The sequence below is a fragment of the Streptomyces sp. YJ-C3 genome, assembly GCF_053891275.1.
Genome location: NZ_CM132685.1, coordinates 5,144,578 through 5,161,847, shown reverse-complemented (window position 1 = coordinate 5,161,847; position 17,270 = coordinate 5,144,578). Strand labels below are relative to the sequence as shown.

The 17,270-nt window shown below is 71.5% G+C and carries 16 protein-coding genes; 7 read left to right on the top strand and 9 right to left on the bottom strand.

The window, feature by feature from the left end; all coding sequences use genetic code 11:
• Positions 1-154: 154 nt before the first annotated feature.
• Entirely contained in the window at positions 155-1,474 is a 1,320-nt protein-coding gene (locus ACVHNB_RS23015) for an SLC13 family permease (RefSeq protein ID WP_456225749.1), read from the bottom strand.
• Between the two features lie 325 nt (positions 1,475-1,799).
• Between ACVHNB_RS23015 and ACVHNB_RS23010 the strand changes: the two genes are divergently transcribed.
• A complete protein-coding gene (locus ACVHNB_RS23010; protein ID WP_428956815.1) occupies positions 1,800-2,306 on the top strand; it encodes a DUF5709 domain-containing protein in 507 nt (168 codons plus the stop codon).
• 19 nt (positions 2,307-2,325) lie between these two features.
• Here ACVHNB_RS23010 and ACVHNB_RS23005 read toward each other — a convergent pair whose 3' ends face one another.
• Positions 2,326-2,496, bottom strand: a complete 171-nt coding sequence (locus ACVHNB_RS23005) for a hypothetical protein (RefSeq protein ID WP_428956816.1) — start codon at positions 2,494-2,496, stop codon at positions 2,326-2,328.
• A 131-nt stretch (positions 2,497-2,627) separates the two neighbouring features.
• On the opposite strand from ACVHNB_RS23005, the gene ACVHNB_RS23000 reads away from it, so the two are divergent.
• Together ACVHNB_RS23000 and ACVHNB_RS22995 are read left to right on the top strand one after the other, a co-directional pair.
• Complete coding sequence (locus ACVHNB_RS23000) at positions 2,628-3,422, top strand: SDR family NAD(P)-dependent oxidoreductase (RefSeq protein ID WP_428956817.1); 795 nt, start codon at positions 2,628-2,630, stop codon at positions 3,420-3,422.
• Between the two features lie 42 nt (positions 3,423-3,464).
• Entirely contained in the window at positions 3,465-3,830 is a 366-nt protein-coding gene (locus ACVHNB_RS22995; RefSeq protein WP_428956818.1) for a YkvA family protein, read from the top strand.
• On the opposite strand, the gene ACVHNB_RS22990 is transcribed toward ACVHNB_RS22995, so the two are convergent.
• From ACVHNB_RS22990 to ACVHNB_RS22980, 3 genes are all read right to left on the bottom strand, one after another.
• Positions 3,727-4,824, bottom strand: a complete 1,098-nt coding sequence (locus tag ACVHNB_RS22990; protein ID WP_456225748.1) for an abortive phage infection protein — start codon at positions 4,822-4,824, stop codon at positions 3,727-3,729. The two genes, ACVHNB_RS22995 and ACVHNB_RS22990, sit on opposite strands and share 104 nt — an antisense overlap.
• 49 nt (positions 4,825-4,873) lie before the next feature.
• Positions 4,874-5,233, bottom strand: coding sequence for an AIM24 family protein (locus ACVHNB_RS22985; protein WP_428956820.1), 360 nt, complete (start codon positions 5,231-5,233; stop codon positions 4,874-4,876).
• Positions 5,234-5,301: 68 nt separating this feature from the next.
• Positions 5,302-6,738: a PucR family transcriptional regulator gene (locus ACVHNB_RS22980; RefSeq protein ID WP_456225747.1), complete on the bottom strand. Its 1,437-nt coding sequence runs from the start codon at positions 6,736-6,738 to the stop codon at positions 5,302-5,304.
• Between the two features lie 155 nt (positions 6,739-6,893).
• Here ACVHNB_RS22980 and ACVHNB_RS22975 point away from each other — a divergent pair, with 155 nt between their 5' ends.
• On the top strand, positions 6,894-8,360 hold the full coding sequence (locus ACVHNB_RS22975) for a sodium:solute symporter (RefSeq protein ID WP_428956822.1): 1,467 nt from the start codon (positions 6,894-6,896) through the stop codon (positions 8,358-8,360).
• Positions 8,361-8,412: 52 nt separating this feature from the next.
• On the top strand, positions 8,413-10,071 hold the full coding sequence (locus ACVHNB_RS22970; protein WP_428956823.1) for a thiamine pyrophosphate-binding protein: 1,659 nt from the start codon (positions 8,413-8,415) through the stop codon (positions 10,069-10,071).
• A gap of 7 nt (positions 10,072-10,078) precedes the next feature.
• Here the strand turns inward: ACVHNB_RS22970 and kdgD are convergent, their stop codons facing one another.
• Together kdgD and ACVHNB_RS22960 are read right to left on the bottom strand one after the other, a co-directional pair.
• Positions 10,079-11,020: a 5-dehydro-4-deoxyglucarate dehydratase gene (kdgD, locus tag ACVHNB_RS22965; RefSeq protein WP_456225746.1), complete on the bottom strand. Its 942-nt coding sequence runs from the start codon at positions 11,018-11,020 to the stop codon at positions 10,079-10,081.
• 46 nt (positions 11,021-11,066) lie between these two features.
• Entirely contained in the window at positions 11,067-12,239 is a 1,173-nt protein-coding gene (locus tag ACVHNB_RS22960) for an L-talarate/galactarate dehydratase (protein ID WP_428956825.1), read from the bottom strand.
• 136 nt (positions 12,240-12,375) lie between these two features.
• Here ACVHNB_RS22960 and ACVHNB_RS22955 point away from each other — a divergent pair, with 136 nt between their 5' ends.
• Both ACVHNB_RS22955 and ACVHNB_RS22950 read left to right on the top strand, forming a co-directional pair.
• Positions 12,376-13,251, top strand: coding sequence for a LysR substrate-binding domain-containing protein (locus ACVHNB_RS22955; RefSeq protein ID WP_428956826.1), 876 nt, complete (start codon positions 12,376-12,378; stop codon positions 13,249-13,251).
• 179 nt (positions 13,252-13,430) lie between these two features.
• Complete coding sequence (locus tag ACVHNB_RS22950) at positions 13,431-14,834, top strand: MFS transporter (RefSeq protein ID WP_428956827.1); 1,404 nt, start codon at positions 13,431-13,433, stop codon at positions 14,832-14,834.
• Between the two features lie 63 nt (positions 14,835-14,897).
• Here the strand turns inward: ACVHNB_RS22950 and ACVHNB_RS22945 are convergent, their stop codons facing one another.
• On the bottom strand, positions 14,898-16,259 hold the full coding sequence (locus ACVHNB_RS22945) for an MFS transporter (RefSeq protein WP_428956828.1): 1,362 nt from the start codon (positions 16,257-16,259) through the stop codon (positions 14,898-14,900).
• Positions 16,260-16,441: 182 nt separating this feature from the next.
• Complete coding sequence (locus ACVHNB_RS22940; protein ID WP_428956829.1) at positions 16,442-17,107, bottom strand: TetR/AcrR family transcriptional regulator; 666 nt, start codon at positions 17,105-17,107, stop codon at positions 16,442-16,444.
• Positions 17,108-17,270 lie beyond the last annotated feature (163 nt).

Sequence of the window (17,270 nt, the reverse complement as noted above, 5' to 3'; positions counted from 1 at the left end):
ACCGACAAGGTCAGACCTGCCACCCGTACAAGATCACCTAAGGGATCATGGGTCAGCGCCACCCCATGGGGTACGGATCGGTGCCCGAAGCGGCCGACTCGACAGGACAGGGCGGCCGACGCCGCGCATGCTCGCGCGCGCCACGACGCTCACCTCAGCCGAGCCCCGGCACCACGAACGCCAGCCACACCACGGCGGGGGCGACCACCACGACCCCCGCCCCGTACAGCATCAACTGACGGAAGAACCGGTCCCGGTCCACGTCCTCCGCGTTCGCGAGCACCAGCGCCCCGTTCGTCGAGAACGGGCTGACGTCGACCACGGTCGCCGAGACGGCGAGCGCCGCCACCATGCCCACCGCGCCGACCTCGCCCGCCGCGAGGAACGGCACGGCGAGAGGGATCAGCGCGCCCATGATGCCGACGGACGAGGCGAACGCCGAGACGATCGCGCCGATGTAGCAGAGCAGCAGGGCGGCGAGCAGCGGGACACCGATGCCGCTGACGGCGTCCCCGGCCCACTTGATGGTGCCCATCTCGTCCAGTACGCCGACGTAGGTGAGCACGCCGCAGATCAGGAAGACCGTGGACCAGGAGATCTCGGCGACCGCGGTCGTGCTCGTCGCGGGCCACACCACACTGAGCACCACCGCGATCGTGATCGCCGTCAGGCCGACGTCGAGGTCGAAGGCGAGGGCGCCGACGACCAGCGCCACGAGACCGGTGAGGGTGGCGATGCGCGGTCCGTCCAGCCGCGGTTCCTCGGGAGGCGAGGTCGCGGTCCCGTCCGCCGCCTGCTCCGGTGACTCGTTCGACGCGGCCGTGGAGTCGCCGCCGACCGCCACCGCGGCACGTTCGGGTGCGCGGACCGGGACGCCGCCGCGGCGCATCAGCACGGTGTAGACGATGCCGGCGACGACGGTGTTCACGACGAGGCTCGCGAGGAAGAGGACGCCCTCGTTGCCGGGCAGGTGTTCGCGGGCGACGATGCTGTTCACCGTCGAGCCGTAGACGCTGGTCGGCGAGAAGCCGCCGGCCTGCGCGCCGTGGACCACCATGATCCCCATCAGCAGCGGGCTGATGCCGTACTGCGCGGCGAACCCGAGCGCCAGCGGTGCCACGATGGCCACCGCCCCCGGGCTGACGGCGCCGATCGCGGTGAGCGCGGCGGTGACGGCGAACATCATCCAGGGGATCAGCGCGACGCGGCCGCCCACCAGCCGGACCGAGGCGTGCACCAGCCACTCGGTCGTGCCGTTGGCGCGGGCGATGGCGAACAGATACGTGACCCCGGCCAGGACGACGAACAGGTCCCCGGGAAACCCCGCGAACACGGCGTCGGCGTCGAGGTCGGCGGCGAGCCCGCCGACCGCGAAGGCCGCGGCGAAGGCGAGGGCTCCCATGTTGACGGAGCGGGTGGTGGCGATCACGAAGACGACCGCCAGGACGAGGATCGAGAGCAGCTCTGCGGACACGGGCGACTCCAATTGGAAGAGTGGCTCAGCCAATTTCCCTGTGAGTCATGAGCCTGTCAATATCCGCGACGAGGTCGGATCGAGAACCGTGGTCCGCGTTCCCGGCCCCGGGCCCGCCCTCGCCGCACCTGGACCTCGGCCCGTGGCGGACGCTGAGGGATGTAACGCCGGAACTGCGCATATATGGCAGATTCTTCACCAAAGCCCCGGGCGCTCCGTAAATCCCACGGCTGAGGGGCCGATATGCGTGACGTGGCGCAGGCTGGTTACGTGACGGGGACAGGAGACGAACAGGCACGGGGACTGGGAGACGAGGTGACACGGGATGACCGAGCGGAACGACGAGGCGTTCATGGGTGACGAGGTGTACCAGCCCGGAGACCCGGACGCGCGGGAGGACGAGGGCGTCCTGGACGCGGAGGACACCCTGAGCGACCGCGGAGTCGACCCGTACGACGAAGGGTGGTCGCCCCCCGAGCGCCCGCTCGGTGTCGAGCACACGGGCACCACCGCGGCGGAGCAGCGGGAGGGCGAGAGCCTCGACGAGCGGCTGGCCGAGGAACGCCCCGACCCCGTGATCGACGCGTACGAGGCGCTCGAGTCGGACGAGGAGGACGACGACGGGGTCGGCGATCTGGCCGACGGCGACGGCGAACCGCTCGACGACGAGGTCGGCGATCTGCGCGCGGGCCGGCTCGTGGCACCGGACGAGGGCGCACACGAGGACGCCGAGAAGGACATGCTCGCGGAGGACGTCGGCCTCGACGGCGGAGCGGCCTCCGCCGAGGAGGCCGCCGTCCACCTGGTCGACGAGGACGACCGGCTGCTGTGACGGCCCCCGCCGGCGGGTGTCAGTGCCCGTAGGCGGTCGCCGTCAGCATCAGCGCGACCGAGGTGAAAGCGGTCAGCAGGGCGACGACCGGCGGACCGAGCGCGACGTCGTCCGTCGCGCACTGACGGGCGGTGATGCCTATGCAGACCACGCTGAGTCCTCCCAGGACCATCGCGACGATGATGAGCACGGCGTCGATCTCCTCGTGTCGAGTTCCGCCCCGAGTCGGCCCCATCGTCGCGTGACCGGCGGTGCGCCGCACCCGGACACCGGACGTACGTGTGACAACGTCGGCCCACGGCCGAGGAGAGGAAACGGAGCATGCGGATCGATCTGACGGGTCGGACGGCGCTGGTCACCGGCTCCACCCAGGGCATCGGAGCGGCGATCGTCACCGGCCTCGCCCGGGCCGGGGCGCGCGTCGGGGTCAACGGACGTTCGGCCGAGCGTGTGCGGGAGAGCATCGAACGGCTGACCCGGCAGACCCCGGAGGCCGATCTGGTCCCGGTCGTCGCGGACGTCGCCACCGAGGACGGCGCCCGGCACGTGGCCGACGCCCTGCCCGAGGCCGACATCCTGGTCAACAACCTCGGCATCTTCGGTTCCGCCGAACCCCTCGACATCAGCGACGACGAGTGGCGGCGCTACTTCGAGGTGAACGTCCTCGCGGGCGTCCGGCTCACCCGCATGTTCCTGCCGGGCATGATGGAGCGCGGCTGGGGCCGGGTGCAGTTCATCGCGAGCGACTCGGCCGTCGTGGTGCCGGCGGAAATGATCCACTACGGCATGTCCAAGACGGCGCTGCTGTCCGTGAGCCGCGGATTCGCCAAGCGGGCCGCGGGCACCGGGGTCACGGTGAACTCGGTGCTCGCGGGTCCCACTCACACCGGCGGGGTCGAGGACTTCGTGTACGAACTCGTGGACCGGGACCTGCCGTGGGACGAGGCGCAGCGCGCCTTCATGCGCCAGCACCGGCCGCAGTCGCTCCTGCACCGTCTGATCGAGCCGGAGGAGATCGCCAACATGGTCGTCTACCTCGGATCCGACCAGGCATCGGCGACCACGGGAGGTGCGGTACGGGTCGATGGCGGGTACGTGGACTCCATCCTGCCGTGAGCGCGGGTGCCCGAACCGGGACCGGACAGAGGTGGACGACTGATGGATGACCGCACATGGTTCGTCCTGGCCGCGGTGGCGGCCGTGGCCATGCTGGCGGCCGCCGGCTATCTGCTCGTGCGTGTCTTCCAGGCGCGCAGACTCCTCGTCGACGCGGGGATCCCGCTGCGCAGCAAAGCGCTGTTCTGGGCCGCCGTGGTCTACACGATCTCGCCGGTCGACCTGCTCCCCGACCCGATCTACCTGGACGACATCGGGGTCCTTCTCATCGCGCTGAAGTCACTGCACTCCGCGGCGCGGGCCGTCACGTCATCGCGGAGTAGGCCCGAGCCAGCGCGTGGAACGACTCCTTCGGCTCCCAGTGCCAGGCTGAGCCCGGATCGGCGGGGCGGTCCCGGACCGGCCTGACCAGGCTGTAGCTCGCCATGTCCAGGTCGAGCCGGGGCTCGTCACGGTGCGGTGCGTCCGGCGTGACGAAGGTGTACGCCATGGCCGCGTACAGGCCCATCGCGTCGAAGACCCGCAGCACCTCGGTCAGGTAGGCGGCCTGCGTCCGCTCGCTGCGGACCAGGCCGCCCTTGATCTCCGGCGGGTCCTTCGCGTAGTCGACGACGTCCCAGCCCATGCCGCCGCTCCCGGGCGCCCCCTCGAACGTGCACGTACCGAACTCGGTGATCGCGAGCGGCTTCCCGGGCCGCCGGTGCCTGCGCAGTTCCCGGACGTGCCCCGCCGCGCTGGGGAAGGTCCCGTAGTAGTCGAGGCACACCAGATCGAACAGGTCCCAGTCCACGCCCTCGTCCTGCGCCGCCGCGTACGACAGCGGCCCGTGGAAGACGGACCGCCCGACCGCCGCCGCCCGCGCGGTGAACCGGCGCAGCCTCAGCGCCGTCCGCACCGGGTCGACATGGCCCTTGGCCAGGTTCTCGATCCGCTCGACGGCGGTGGCGCCCGGCACGATGCCGGGGACGAACAGCAGGAACTCGCACCCCACGTTCAGGTGGACCGGCACTCCCTGCCGCCGCAGCCGCTCCGCGAACCGGCCGGTCTGCGCGAGATGGTCCAGGATGTCGCCGGCGGGCACGTCACCGAGCGTCGGCTCCAGCCAGACCCGCAGCCCGAGTTCGGCCGCCTGCTCGGCGGTGCCGGTGAGCCGTTCGACCCCGTCACCGGTGATCTTCACCGAGTCCGCGTGCAGCCGGTCGCGGATCGCCCGCAGATCGGCGCGGGCCCGCGCCGCGCTCCAGGCCGTCGCGGGTGTCTCGCCCGCGCCGACCTCGTACACGACACCCCGGTGCGACAGCCCGCAGGAGCGTCCGCGGGCCGTCGCCGCCGCGGCGCCCGCCGGCAGCAGTGCCCCCGCGCCGACCGCCCCCGCGAGGCCCAGAAAGCGTGCCCTGCTCATGTCGATGTCCTTCATGACGCCCCCACAGTCGTCGGTCCGGATGCCGCCGCTAGCCGCGGCTGAACGGGAGTTCGGCCGTGAGCCAGGTGGTCAGCGCGCCGGGATCGCGGCTCTGCGTCCACAGCCGGCCGGGACCGGTGAACTCGAAGACGAGCCCCTCGCCCGACTTCAGCGTCTGCAGCAGACCGCGGGTCACCTTCCGTGTCGCACAGGACAGGCCGTCCTCGAACGCGACCAGATGACCGGAGTCCAGGACGAGCGTCTCGCCCGGACCCAACTCCACCCGGTCCAGTGCCCCGTAGCAGGCGGCGGCCACCCGGCCCCGGCCCTCGGCCCGCACGGACTCACCGGGGGCCGGGACCACCCGGGCCACGGCGAACGAGGGGTTGTGGCGTACGTCGACATCCATGCGGCGATGCTAGGAACGCCCGGGCGGGCGGCGCCTCGGCCGAAAGTCTGCGGCCGCGCGACCATCGGCTATGCCGCTCCGGGCGTGTGCCGCAACGCGAACCACAGCTCCATCCGGACGTCCGGGTCGTCCAGATCGGCGTCCAGCAGCGCCCCGCACTTGGCGATGCGCTGGCGCACGGTGTTGCGGTGCACGCCGAGCGCCCCGGCCGTCCGGTCCCAACTGCCGTGCAGGGAGAGCCAACTGCGCAGCGTCTCCAGCAGGGCCGGGGCGTCGAGCAGCGGTGTGAGCGCGAGATCCGGGGCCGCGCTGCGATGGTGGACGAGCGGGGTGCGGGTCGCGCGGGCCCGGGCCAGGGCGCGGGCCGCCTGGGCGTCGGCCAGCGGGAGGTCCCGGATGCCGGCCGGGGCGCTGACACCGGTCGCCCACCCCGGCAGCCCGGCGATCTCCTGGTCCGCGGGGAACAACGCCCGCACCTGATCGCCCTCCCCGTCGAGCAGCGGCGTGGGCAGCGCCGGGCGGGGCGGCGGCCCACCCGCGGACCCCGTCCACCGCAGCTGGGCGACCTGCCACTCGCGGGACCCCAGCAACCCGGCCACCTCCTCCGGGCGCGCGCCCAGCAGCAGTCTGACCAGCGCCGCGGACCGGTCCGCGGCCCGGGCCGCTCCCGCACCCTGATGCCGGCTGGTCAGCAGGGACAGCAGCACGACGGCCGCCCCGGCGACGGTGTGGTCCCCGCTGTCGCGCGACGGCCCGGCCAGGCCGAGCGCGGCGCCGCCCCGGCCGCTCACCGCGTACGCGGACAGCCGGGTGCCGCCGGCCGTGTCGGACGCGGACGCCGGGCGCGCACCCGCCGACGTCCCGCGCACCACATCGGTCAGCGCCGTCAGCGCCCGCGCCACGTCCTGCGGCGGCTCCTGCCCGGCCTGCCGGACCACGGTGCCGTCCGCGTCGACCAGCACCGCGAACCCGCCCGCGAACCGGGCCAGCTGACCGAGCACGGCCGCCACCGGATCGGGGCGCGCGGCAGCCGCGGCGAGGTGCTGCTGCGCCTGCGTGACGCGGCGCAGCTCCGCGTGCCTGGCCTGGGCCATCAGGCTCCACACGGCGCGCGCGATGCCGCTGAACGTCGTCCGGGGCGGCACTTCGAGGAGCGGCAGCCCGCGCCGCTCGCACGCCTCCACCAGCGCGCGCGGCACCGTGTCGTGCACCGGCGCGAGCCCGAAGCCGAGTGCCGCGCCGCCCGCCGCCACGATCTGCGTCACGTAGTCGTCGAAGTACGGGCCCGTGCCCGCGGCCTCGGTGGCGTGCGCGCCCGCGCTCAGCAGCAGCTCCCCGCCGAGCAGATACGGATACGGATCGGGCATCTCGGACGTGTGCACCCAGTGGACCACCACGTCGTCCGCCGGACCGCCCGCGATCAGCCGCAGCCCCAGGTCCTCGCGGGCCAGCAAGGTGCTCAGGGGGACCGGGGGAGTCGGGGGGACGGCTGCCGCGTCGGGCATGGTGGACGTTTCCTCTACTGACAGGCCTGTGGGTGGAGGAAACGTACACTTCAGCGCCGCTTCCCGGCCATCTAGGGTCGTGCCCCACACCCCCCGCACCCCCCGCTGAATCCCCGCCGAACCCCTCGCCGAAGAGCGTGAAGGAGGGCTGCCCCATGGCCGTCGACTACACAGTGATCGTCGTCTATCTCGCCGGGATGCTGGCCATGGGCTGGTGGGGCATGCGCCGCGCCCGGTCCAAGTCCGAGTTCCTCGTCGCGGGCCGCCGGCTCGGGCCCGGCATGTACTCGGGCACCATGGCCGCGATCGTGCTCGGCGGCGCCTCCACCATCGGCGGCGTCGGCCTCGGCTACCAGTACGGCCTGTCCGGCGCCTGGATGGTGTTCACCATCGGCCTCGGCCTGCTCGCCCTGTCGGTGTTCTTCTCGGCCCGCATCTCCCGCCTGAAGGTCTACACCGTCTCCGAGATGCTGGACCTGCGCTACGGCGGCCGCTCCGGTCTGATCTCCGGCATCGTGATGTGGGCGTACACGCTGATGCTGGCGGTCACCTCCACCATCGCCTACGCCACGATCTTCGACGTCATCTTCGACATGAACCGCACCCTGGCGATCGTCCTCGGCGGCTCCATCGTCGTCGCGTACTCGACGCTCGGCGGCATGTGGTCCATCACGCTCACCGACATGGTGCAGTTCGTCGTGAAGACCGTCGGCGTGCTGCTTCTGCTGCTGCCCATCGCCGTCGTCAAGGCGGGCGGCTTCGGCGCGATGCGGGCGAAGCTGCCGACGTCGTACTTCGACCCGCTGGGCATCGGCGGCGAGACCATCTTCACGTACGTCCTCATCTACACGTTCGGCATGCTCATCGGGCAGGACATCTGGCAGCGCGTGTTCACCGCGCGCAGCGACAAGGTCGCCCGGCTCGGCGGCACCGCCGCGGGCACGTACTGCCTCGTGTACGCGATCGCGGGCGCCGTCATCGGGACGGCGGCGAAGGTCATGTACCCGAAGCTGCCGTCCGCCGACTCGGCGTTCGCGACCATCGTCAAGGACGAACTGCCGGTCGGCGTAAGGGGTCTGGTGCTGGCGGCCGCGCTCGCCGCGGTGATGTCGACCTCGTCCGGGGCGCTGATCGCCTGCGCCACCGTCGCCAACAACGACATCTGGCAGCGGGTGCGCGGCGCGATCCGCCCCGAGCGCGACCACGGCGACGAGGTCTCCGGCAACCGGGCGTTCATCCTCGTCATGGGGCTCGCCGTCATCGGCATCGCGATCGCCCTGAACGACGTCGTCGAGGCGCTGACCGTCGCCTACAACCTGCTCGTCGGCGGGCTCCTCGTGCCGATCCTCGGCGGCCTGCTGTGGAAGCGCGGCACCGCCGCCGGCGCGCTGGCCGCCGTCGCGGTCGGCGGCCTGGCCGTCATCGGCCTGATGGCCGGCTACGGCATCCTCGCCAACGAGCCCGTCTACTACGGGCTGCTGTCCTCCCTCGTCGCCTACGTCGCCGTCTCCCTGGCCACCCGGCCCACCGACCCGGCGGTGCTCGCCCACTGGCGGGAGCGGCTCGCGGGGCGCGCGGAGGCGCCGGCCCCGGCGGCGGAAGCGGTCGCGGCGCAGCCGTGAGCGGCGCCCGGCCCACGAAGTGAACCAGTACCAGGAAAGAAGGCACGTGCGCATGACCAGCAGGGACATTTCACCCGCCACCGACACCACCGCCCCGGCGCGGGACGCCGCGCGGATCGGCGGCGACCTGGTGATCGAGACGCTGGCGGCCCTGGGCGCCGCCACGGTGTTCGGCGTGCCGGGCCAGCACGCGCTGGGCCTGTTCGACGCGCTGCGCCGCTCCGACCTGCGGTACGTGGGACTGCGCGTGGAGAACAACGCGGGGTTCGCCGCGGACGCGTACGGCCGCACGACGGGGACGGCCGCCCCGCTGTTCGTGTCCACCGGCCCCGGCGCGCTGATGTCGCTGGCGGCCCTGCAGGAGGCGGCCGCCGCCAGCGCGCCCGTCCTCGCCGTCTCCAGCCAGGTGCCGCTGGCGGGTGTCGGCGGCGGCCGGCACGGCTACCTCCATGAACTCCGCGATCAGGAAGCCGTGTTCAGGGGAGTCGTGAAGTCCGTGCACCAGGTGCGGACGCAGTCCCAGATCCCGTCGGCGATCGCGGCGGCCTGGGAATCGGCGCTCACGGCGCCGCGCGGACCGGTCTACGTGGAGATCCCGCAGGACGTACTGCTCGCCCCCGCTGCGCTGCCCGTCGTCACGCAGATCGACGCGACGCCGCGCGATCCGCGCCCGCGGCCCGAACTCACCGCTGCCGCGGCCGAGTTGCTGACCGCGGCCGAGCGTCCGGCGATCATCGCGGGCGGCGGCGTGGTCCGGGCCGGCGCGGCCGAGGAACTGCGCGCGCTCGCGGAGAAGGTGAACGCTCCGGTGGTGTGCACCTTCGGAGGCAAGGGTGCCTTTCCCTGGGAGCACCCGCTCTCCCTCCAGTCATGGCTGGAGGACCGGCACACGACCGCCTTCCTGGAGGACGCCGACGTGCTCCTGGTCGTCGGCTCGGGGCTCGGCGAACTCTCCTCGAACTACCACACGTTCGCGCCCCGCGGCCGGGTGATCCACGTCGAGGCGGACGCGGGCAAGCTGGAGGCGAACCATCCGGCCCTCGGCATCCACGCCGACGCCCGCCTGGCGCTCCAGGCACTCGCCGAGGCGGTCGACAAGCGCCCCGACGACGCCGCCGCGGACCGTGTCGCCGATGTCCTGACAGCCGTACGGGAACGCATCGAGGGGCAGGAACTCGGCCTGGAACAGCAGGTGTTGGCCGCCGTGCGTGACGCCCTGCCCGCCGACGCCCCGTCCTTCTGGGACATGACCATCCTCGCGTACTGGGCCTGGTCCGCCTGGCCCGGACCGCTGCACTCGGCGCAGGGCGCGGGCGGCCTCGGCTACGGCTTCCCGGCCGCGCTCGGCGCCGCCGTCGCCGACCCGACGACGCCCGTGCTCGCGGTATCCGGCGACGGCGGCGCCCTCTACTCGATCGCCGAACTCGCCACCGCCAAGCAGCAAGAGCTCGACGTGACCTGGCTGATCGTCGACGACGGCGGCTACGGCATCCTGCGCGAGTACATGACCGACACCTTCGGCGACACCGAGGGCACCGAACTGACCCGGCCGGACTTCGTGGCCCTCGCCGAGTCGTTCGGTGTGCCCGCGGTGCGCACGACCCCCGAGGCCCTCCGGGAGGACCTGGCGGCGGCACTCACGGCGCCCGGGCCGAACGTCGTCGTGCTGCCCGCGCTGCTGCGGATGTTCGCGCCGACGCACCTGGGCTGACGGATCCCTACACCGCGCCCGCCGGGGCGGAGCCGGACGCGCCCTCGATCAGCGCCGCCAGTTCGGCCCGTTCGGCCTCGGTGAGATCCGTCAGCGGCGGGCGGACCGGCCCGGCACCGTGGCCGGTGACGGTCATGCCGGCCTTGACGATGCTCACCGCGTAGCCGCCCTGCCGGTTGCGGATCTCGGTGTACGGCAGGACGAAGTCCGCGAGGAGCTTGATGACGGTGTCGTGCCGCCGCTCGCGCACCGCTTGGTAGAAGTCGAGGGCGAACTCGGGCAGGAAGTTGAAGATGGCCGACGAGTAGGTGGTGACGCCGAGTTCGAGGTAGGGCAGCGCGAACATCTCGGCGGTGGGCAGGCCGCCGACATACGTCAGGCGCTCACCGAGGCGCGTGTAGATGCGCGTCATGGCGTCGATGTCACCGATGCCGTCCTTGTACCCGATGAGGTTCGGGCAGGAGTCGGCGAGCCGGACGAGGGTGTCGGCGCTGTAGGCGGCGTTGGCCCGGCCGTACACGATGACCCCGAGGTTCGTGGCGCGGCAGACCGCCTCGACGTGCCGGGCGAGCCCTTCCTGTCCGGCCTCGGTGAGATAGGGCGGGAAGAGCAGGATGCCGTGGGCGCCGGCGCGTTCGGCGGCCCGTACGTACTCGATCGCGGTACGGGTGCCGTATCCGGCGGGGGCCAGGATCGGGGTGCCCTCGGGCGCGGCCCGCACCGCCGCGGTCACCACCTGCTCCGTCTCGGCGGCCGTCAGCGAGAAGAACTCGCCGGTGCCGCCCGCGGCGAAGAGCCCGCCGACCTCGTACGTGGACAGCCGCTCGATGTGGGCGCGGTAGGCGCCCTCGTCGAAGGACAGGTCGTCGGCGGTGAAGTGGGTGACGGGGAAGGAGAGCAGGCCCGAGCCGATACGGCGGCCGAGCTCCGAAGGGGTGAAGGACGTCATGGGTGGAGTGCTCCGGGAGGGAAGAGGAAGAGGTGGCGGGACCGGGTCAGGCGCGCCGGCCCACCTCGTGGGTGGCCTGGGTCCAGGAGCGCGCCTGGTCGGTGAGCGTGACGCCGAGACCCGGCCGGGCCGGAACGTGCATCCGGCCGTCGCTGATCGTCATCCGCTCCTCGAAGAGGGGCTCCAGCCAGTCGAAGTGCTCCACCCACGGCTCGATCGGATAGGCGGCGGCCAGGTGGAGGTGGATCTCCATGGCGAAGTGCGGGGCGAGCTGCAGGTGGTGGTGTTCGGCGAGCGCGGCCAGCTTGAGGAACTGGGTGATGCCGCCGATGCGCGGGGCGTCGGGCTGGATGACGTCGGCGGCGCCGTGCCGGATGAGCTCGTAGTGCTCGGCGACGCTGGCCAGCATCTCGCCGGTGGCGATCGGCGTGTCCAGCGAGGCGGCGAGCGCCGCGTGGCCCTGCGCGTCGTACGCGTCCAGGGGCTCCTCGATCCAGACGAGGCCGAACTCCTCCATGGCCCGGCCCATGCGCTGGGCCGTCGGCCGGTCCCACTGCTGGTTCGCGTCGACCATCAACGGCACGTCGTCGCCGATGTGTTCGCGGACCGCCGTCAGACGCCGCAGGTCCTGCTTGCCGTCCGGGTGCCCGACCTTGATCTTGATGCCGCCGATGCCGCTGGCCAGTGACGCGGTGGCGTTGTCCAGGACCTGGTCGGTGGGGGTGTGCAGGAAGCCGCCCGACGTGTTGTAACAGCGCACCGAGTCGCGGTGCGCGCCCAGGAGTTTGGCGAGCGGCAGACCGGCCCGCTTGGCCTTGAGGTCCCACAGGGCGATGTCGAGCGCGGCGATCGCCTGGGTGGCGACACCGCTGCGGCCCACGGACGCGCCGGCCCACACCAGCTTGGTCCACAGCCGGCCGATGTCGCTGGGGTCCTCGCCGATGAGGTTGTCGGCTATCTCCTTGGCGTGGGCGAACTGGGCGGGGCCGCCGGCGCGCTTGGAGTAGCTGAAGCCGATCCCGGTCCGTCCCTGCGCGGTCTCGATCTCCGCGAACAGGAAGGCGACTTCGGTCATCGGCTTCTGCCGTCCGGTGAGCACCTTGGCGTCGCTGATCGGGGTGGCCAGGGGCAGGGCGACCGACGAGAGTCTGATCCAGGTGATCGAGTCGAGAGCGGCCTCGCCTCGAAGGCCGGCGACGGGGGTGGCTGCGTGCGTCATGGTCACCACTTCATGTTCCTGGGGATGCGCGGACGGCGGGGTGGGAGGTCTCGCCGTGGACGACCTTGACGCTAAGGTCGGCGATTGATCCACGTCAAACATAGTTTTTGGATGCGTTGATACCCGGAGGGCATCGTTGTTCACGCTCGCTCAGCTCGTGAGTTTTGTGGCCGTCGCCGAAGAACTGCACTTCACACGGGCCGCCGAACGGCTGCGGATGACCCAGCCGCCCCTGAGCCGCCAGATCCAGCTCCTGGAGCACGAGTTGGGCGTGCAGCTCCTCGACCGCACCAACCGCACGGTCCGTCTCACCCCGGCGGGCCGGGCCTTCCTCAACGAGGCGCGCACCATCCTGCGCCAGACCGAGGCCGCCACCCTCGCCGCGCAGCAGGTCTCCGCGGGCGAGGCCGGGGCCATCGCCGTCGGCTTCACCGCCGCCAGCGCCTACTCGTCGCTCGGCACGCTCCTCGACGTGGCCCGCTCCGTCATGCCCGGCACCGAGATCGTGCTCCGGGAGAAGGTGACCCGCGACCAACTCGAGGCGATCGCCGACGGCTCGCTCGACCTCGGCATGATCCGCCCCTCCAGCACCGGCCCCGATCTCGTCACCCGGCCCGCCATAAGGGAGGGCCTCCTCGCGGCCGTGCCCCTGGACCATCCGCTGGCCGAGGGCGAAGGTCCGCTGCGGATGGGCGAGTTCGGCGGGCAGGACGTGCTCATGTACTCGCCGGTCGAGGCGCGGTACTTCCACGAACTGCTGGTCAGCGTCTTCCGCACGGCACAGGTCACGCCCCGGTTCACCCAGTACCTCAGCCAGGTCCACAGCCTGCTCGCCATGGTCAACGCGGGCTGGGGCATCGCGTTCGTGCCGGCGGCGGCCGCGCAGATGCGCTTCTCCGGCATCACGTTCAGAACGCTCGAACTGCCCGACCCGACGCCCGTCGAGCTGCATCTGGCCTGGCGGAGGGCCAACGACAACCCCGCGCTGCACGCGCTGCTCCAGCACCTGTGACGCCGGAGCGGTGGCTTCCGCATCGGTCGCCCGTCATACCGGGAAGGTATCGCAGCCTACAAAAATCGATGTAGACGGGAATGGGCGCTGAACCTACGGTCAACTCCAGCCACAGGCCATGTGGCTCGGACCACACGCGGCAGAGCCGCCGCCCCTCCAGGTCTAGGAGAACGACCGCCATGACAGCGCTCAACCGGCAGGACGCCCCGGTGACTTCAGCTGCCCCCGCCAGAGCCGGCCGCCTCAGGTACGTCATTCTGGCCATGCTCTTCGTGGTCACGACCATCAACTACGCCGACCGGTCCACCCTGTCGATCGCCGGCGACACCATGCAGCGGGAGCTGCACATCAGCTCGGGTGAACTGGGCCTGCTCTTCTCCGCGTTCTCGTGGTCGTACCTCATCGCGCAGATCCCCGGGGGCTGGCTGCTCGACCGCTTCGGCTCGAAGAGGGTCTACGGCGCGGCCATCTTCCTGTGGTCGGTGTTCACCATGGCCCAGGGGGCCATCGGCTTCTTCGCGGGCGCCGCGGTCGTGCTGCTGTTCATCCTGCGCTTCGTCGTCGGGTTCGCGGAGGCGCCGTCGTTCCCGGGCAACTCCCGGATCGTCGCCGCCTGGTTCCCCACGAAGGAACGCGGTTTCGCGTCCGCGCTGTTCAACTCCGCCCAGTACTTCGCGACGGTCGCCTTCGCCCCGCTGATGGGCTGGCTCGTCACGGCGCTCGGCTGGGAGCACGTCTTCACCGTGATCGGCGGCGTCGGTGTCGTCCTGGCCCTGATCTGGACCCGGGTCGTCCACCCGCCGCGCAGCCACCCGAGGATGACCGACGCCGAACTCGACCACATAGGCGCGGGCGGCGCGCTGATCGACATGGACAGCCCGGCGCCCGGCGCATCCGGCACGGCCCGCACCGGGCAGGACGGCGGACTGCGTCACGTCAAGACGCTGCTGACCAACCGCAACATGCTCGGCATCTTCATCGGCCAGTACTTCATCAACACCATCACGTGGTTCTTCCTGACCTGGTTCCCCGTCTACCTGGTGCAGGAGCGCGGGATGAGCATCCTCGAAGCGGGATTCGTGGCGTCGCTGCCCGCCCTGTGCGGCTTCACCGGCGGCGTCCTGGGCGGCTATCTCTCCGACCTGCTGGCCCGGCGCGGCGTCAGCCTCACCGTGGCACGGAAGATCCCCATCGTCACCGGTCTGCTGCTGTCCACCACGATCATGATCTGCAACTTCGTGACGGCGTCCTGGCTCGTCGTCCTCATCATGTCGCTCGCCTTCTTCGGCAAGGGGCTCGGCGCGCTCGGCTGGGCCGTGATCGGCGATGTCGCCCCGAAGCAGATCGCGGGCCTCGCGGGCGGCGTCTTCAACGCCTTCGGAGCCGTCGCGGGCATCGTCACGCCCCTGGTCGTCGGCTACCTCATCGACGCCACCGGCTCCTTCGACCTGGCCCTCGCCTTCGTCAGCGTCTGCGCCGCCCTGGCCGTCGTCAGCTATGCCGTCATCGTCAAGGACATCAGGCGCCTGGACCTCGACGAGCTCGAATCCGCGGACGCCCCGCGCAGCACCCGGACCGTCTGAGGGCTTGAGGGCGAAACGATGAGGGGCGGGCCCTGACACCCCGCCCCTCACCGCGTCCGTCCCTCACGCCACCATCGGCTGTCCGTTCTCCACCTCGGCGGCCGCCGCGCCCCGCTCACCGAGGCGCTCCGTCGGTACCTTGTGCGTCTCGCGCGCCGTGACACCCGTGATCACCGGCGGCAGGCACAGCGCGGCGGTGAACAGTGCCACCGCGAACCAGTCGGTGCCGTCCGGGCCCGCGATCTGCGCCGCGAACGTCACCGCGAACCCGGCCACGGCGAAGCCGATCTGCGTGCCGATCGCCATGCCGGACAGACGGACGCGGGTCGGGAACATCTCGCCGTAGAACGAGGGCCACACCGCGTTGGCCGCGCTGTAGACGACACCGAAGGCGAGGATGCCGAACACGAACGTCAGCGGGTACGACCCGGTCGAGATCGCCCAGAGGTAGCCGAACATCAGCAGCGCGCTGCCGGCCGCGCCGGTCAGGTAGACGGGGCGGCGACCGATGCGGTCGGCGAGCCGGGCCCACAGCGGGATCGCGCCGAGCGCCACGAGATTGGCGAGGGCGCCGACCCACAGCATCGCCGAACGGTCCATGCCCACCGCGTCGCTCGTCGCGTACGACAGCGCCCATACGGTGAAGATCGTGCTGACCGAGGCGACGAGCGCGCCCCCGATCACCCGCAGCACGTCCGCCCAGTGGTCGCGCAGCAGCACGACGAGCGGAAGCCGCGCCACGCCTTCCGTGGCCGAGGTCTGGCGGGAGAACTCGGGCGTCTCGTGCAGCGTGCGGCGGATGACGTAGCCGACGACGGCGACCGCGACGCTCAGCCAGAACGGTATCCGCCAGCCCCACGACAGGAGTTGGTCCTCCGGCAGTGCCGCGATCGGCAGGAAGACCAGGGTGGCCAGGAGCTGGCCCGCCTGAGTGCCGCTGAGCGTGAAGCTCGTGAAGTAGGCGCGGCGGTGCGGCGGTGCGTGCTCCAGCGTCATCGAACCGGCACTCGCCTGTTCGCCGGCCGCCGAGATGCCCTGCAGGACCCGGCACAGCACCAGGAGGACCGGGGCGAGGGAACCGACCTGGCCGCGGGTGGGCAGACAGCCGATCAGGAACGTCGACAGACCCATCAGGACCAGCGTGAACACCATGATCTTGCGACGGCCGAGCCGGTCGCCGACATGGCCGAGGAAGAAGGCGCCGACCGGGCGCGCGGCGTAGGCCACGCCGAACGTGGCGAGCGAGAGCAGCGTGGCGTTCGCCGGATCGGACTCGTCGAAGAAGACCTTCGGGAAGACCAGCGCGGCCGCACTGCCGTAGATGAAGAAGTCGTAGTACTCCAGGGCGCTGCCGATCCAGGCGGCGAGCGCGGCCTTGCGGGGCTGGCCCTGCGGGGCTCGGGGCGGTGCTGCGGGGACGGACACACGGGCTCCTTCGGGGGACGGGAAGGGGAGAGGTGCCGGGGCCCGGTGGGGTGAGCGGGTCGGCGGAGCCGGAAAGCGCGTCCGGCTAATTAACCCACTGGATAGTTAGTAGCGGGTGGCTACGGATGTTGCGCCGGTGTTACCCGCCTGTCAAGGGGTCGTGCCGAGGGAGATGCCGCGGACTACGCGTCCGGGCGATCCGCCGTCAGATAGGCGATGACCATGTCGCCGAGCATCGTGCGGTAGTGCTCGCGCCGGTCCTCGGCGGTCAGGTCGCGGCCGAACAGGGCGCCGAAGGTGTGCCGGTTCGAGACCCGGAAGAAGCAGAACGAGCTGATCATCGCGTGCAGGTCCACGGCGTCCACGTCCGCGGTGAAGAGACCCTGTGTGCGGCCCTCCTCCAGGATCCGCCGGATCACGTCGATGGCGGGCGAGTTGAGGGAGCTGAGCGTCTCGGACGCGGTGATGTGCTCTGCGTCGTGGATGTTCTCGATGCTCACGAGCCGGATGAAGTCCGGGTGGGCCTCGTGGTGGTCGAAGGTCAGCTCCGCGAGCCGGCGGATGGCGGCCACCGGGTCGAGGTGCTCGACGTCCAGGTCCCGCTCCGCGTGCCGGATGACCGCGTACGAGCGCTCCAGGACGGCCGTGAACAGCTGTTCCTTGCCGCCGAAGTAGTAATAGATCATCCGCTTCGTGGTGCGGGTGCGAGCGGCGATCTCGTCGACGCGCGCCCCGGTGTACCCGGCGCGGGCGAACTCCTCGGTGGCGACCGCGAGGATCTCGGCCTTCGTGCGGGCCGCGTCGCGGATACGGCCCTCGCGTCGCGCCGGTTCTTCGACAGTGGTCATCAGGATCCTTCGGGCGGACGGACGGCGGGCCTGTGCAGGTGATTGTAGAAGCAGCGCCTGCTCCCGCCCCGGGTGCGGCCCTTCCCTCACGGCGCCAGGCTTGATATGAGTAACGAACCAGTTCGTACATTAGCGTCGGGCGGTTGCCCGGCCAGGAGGTCCC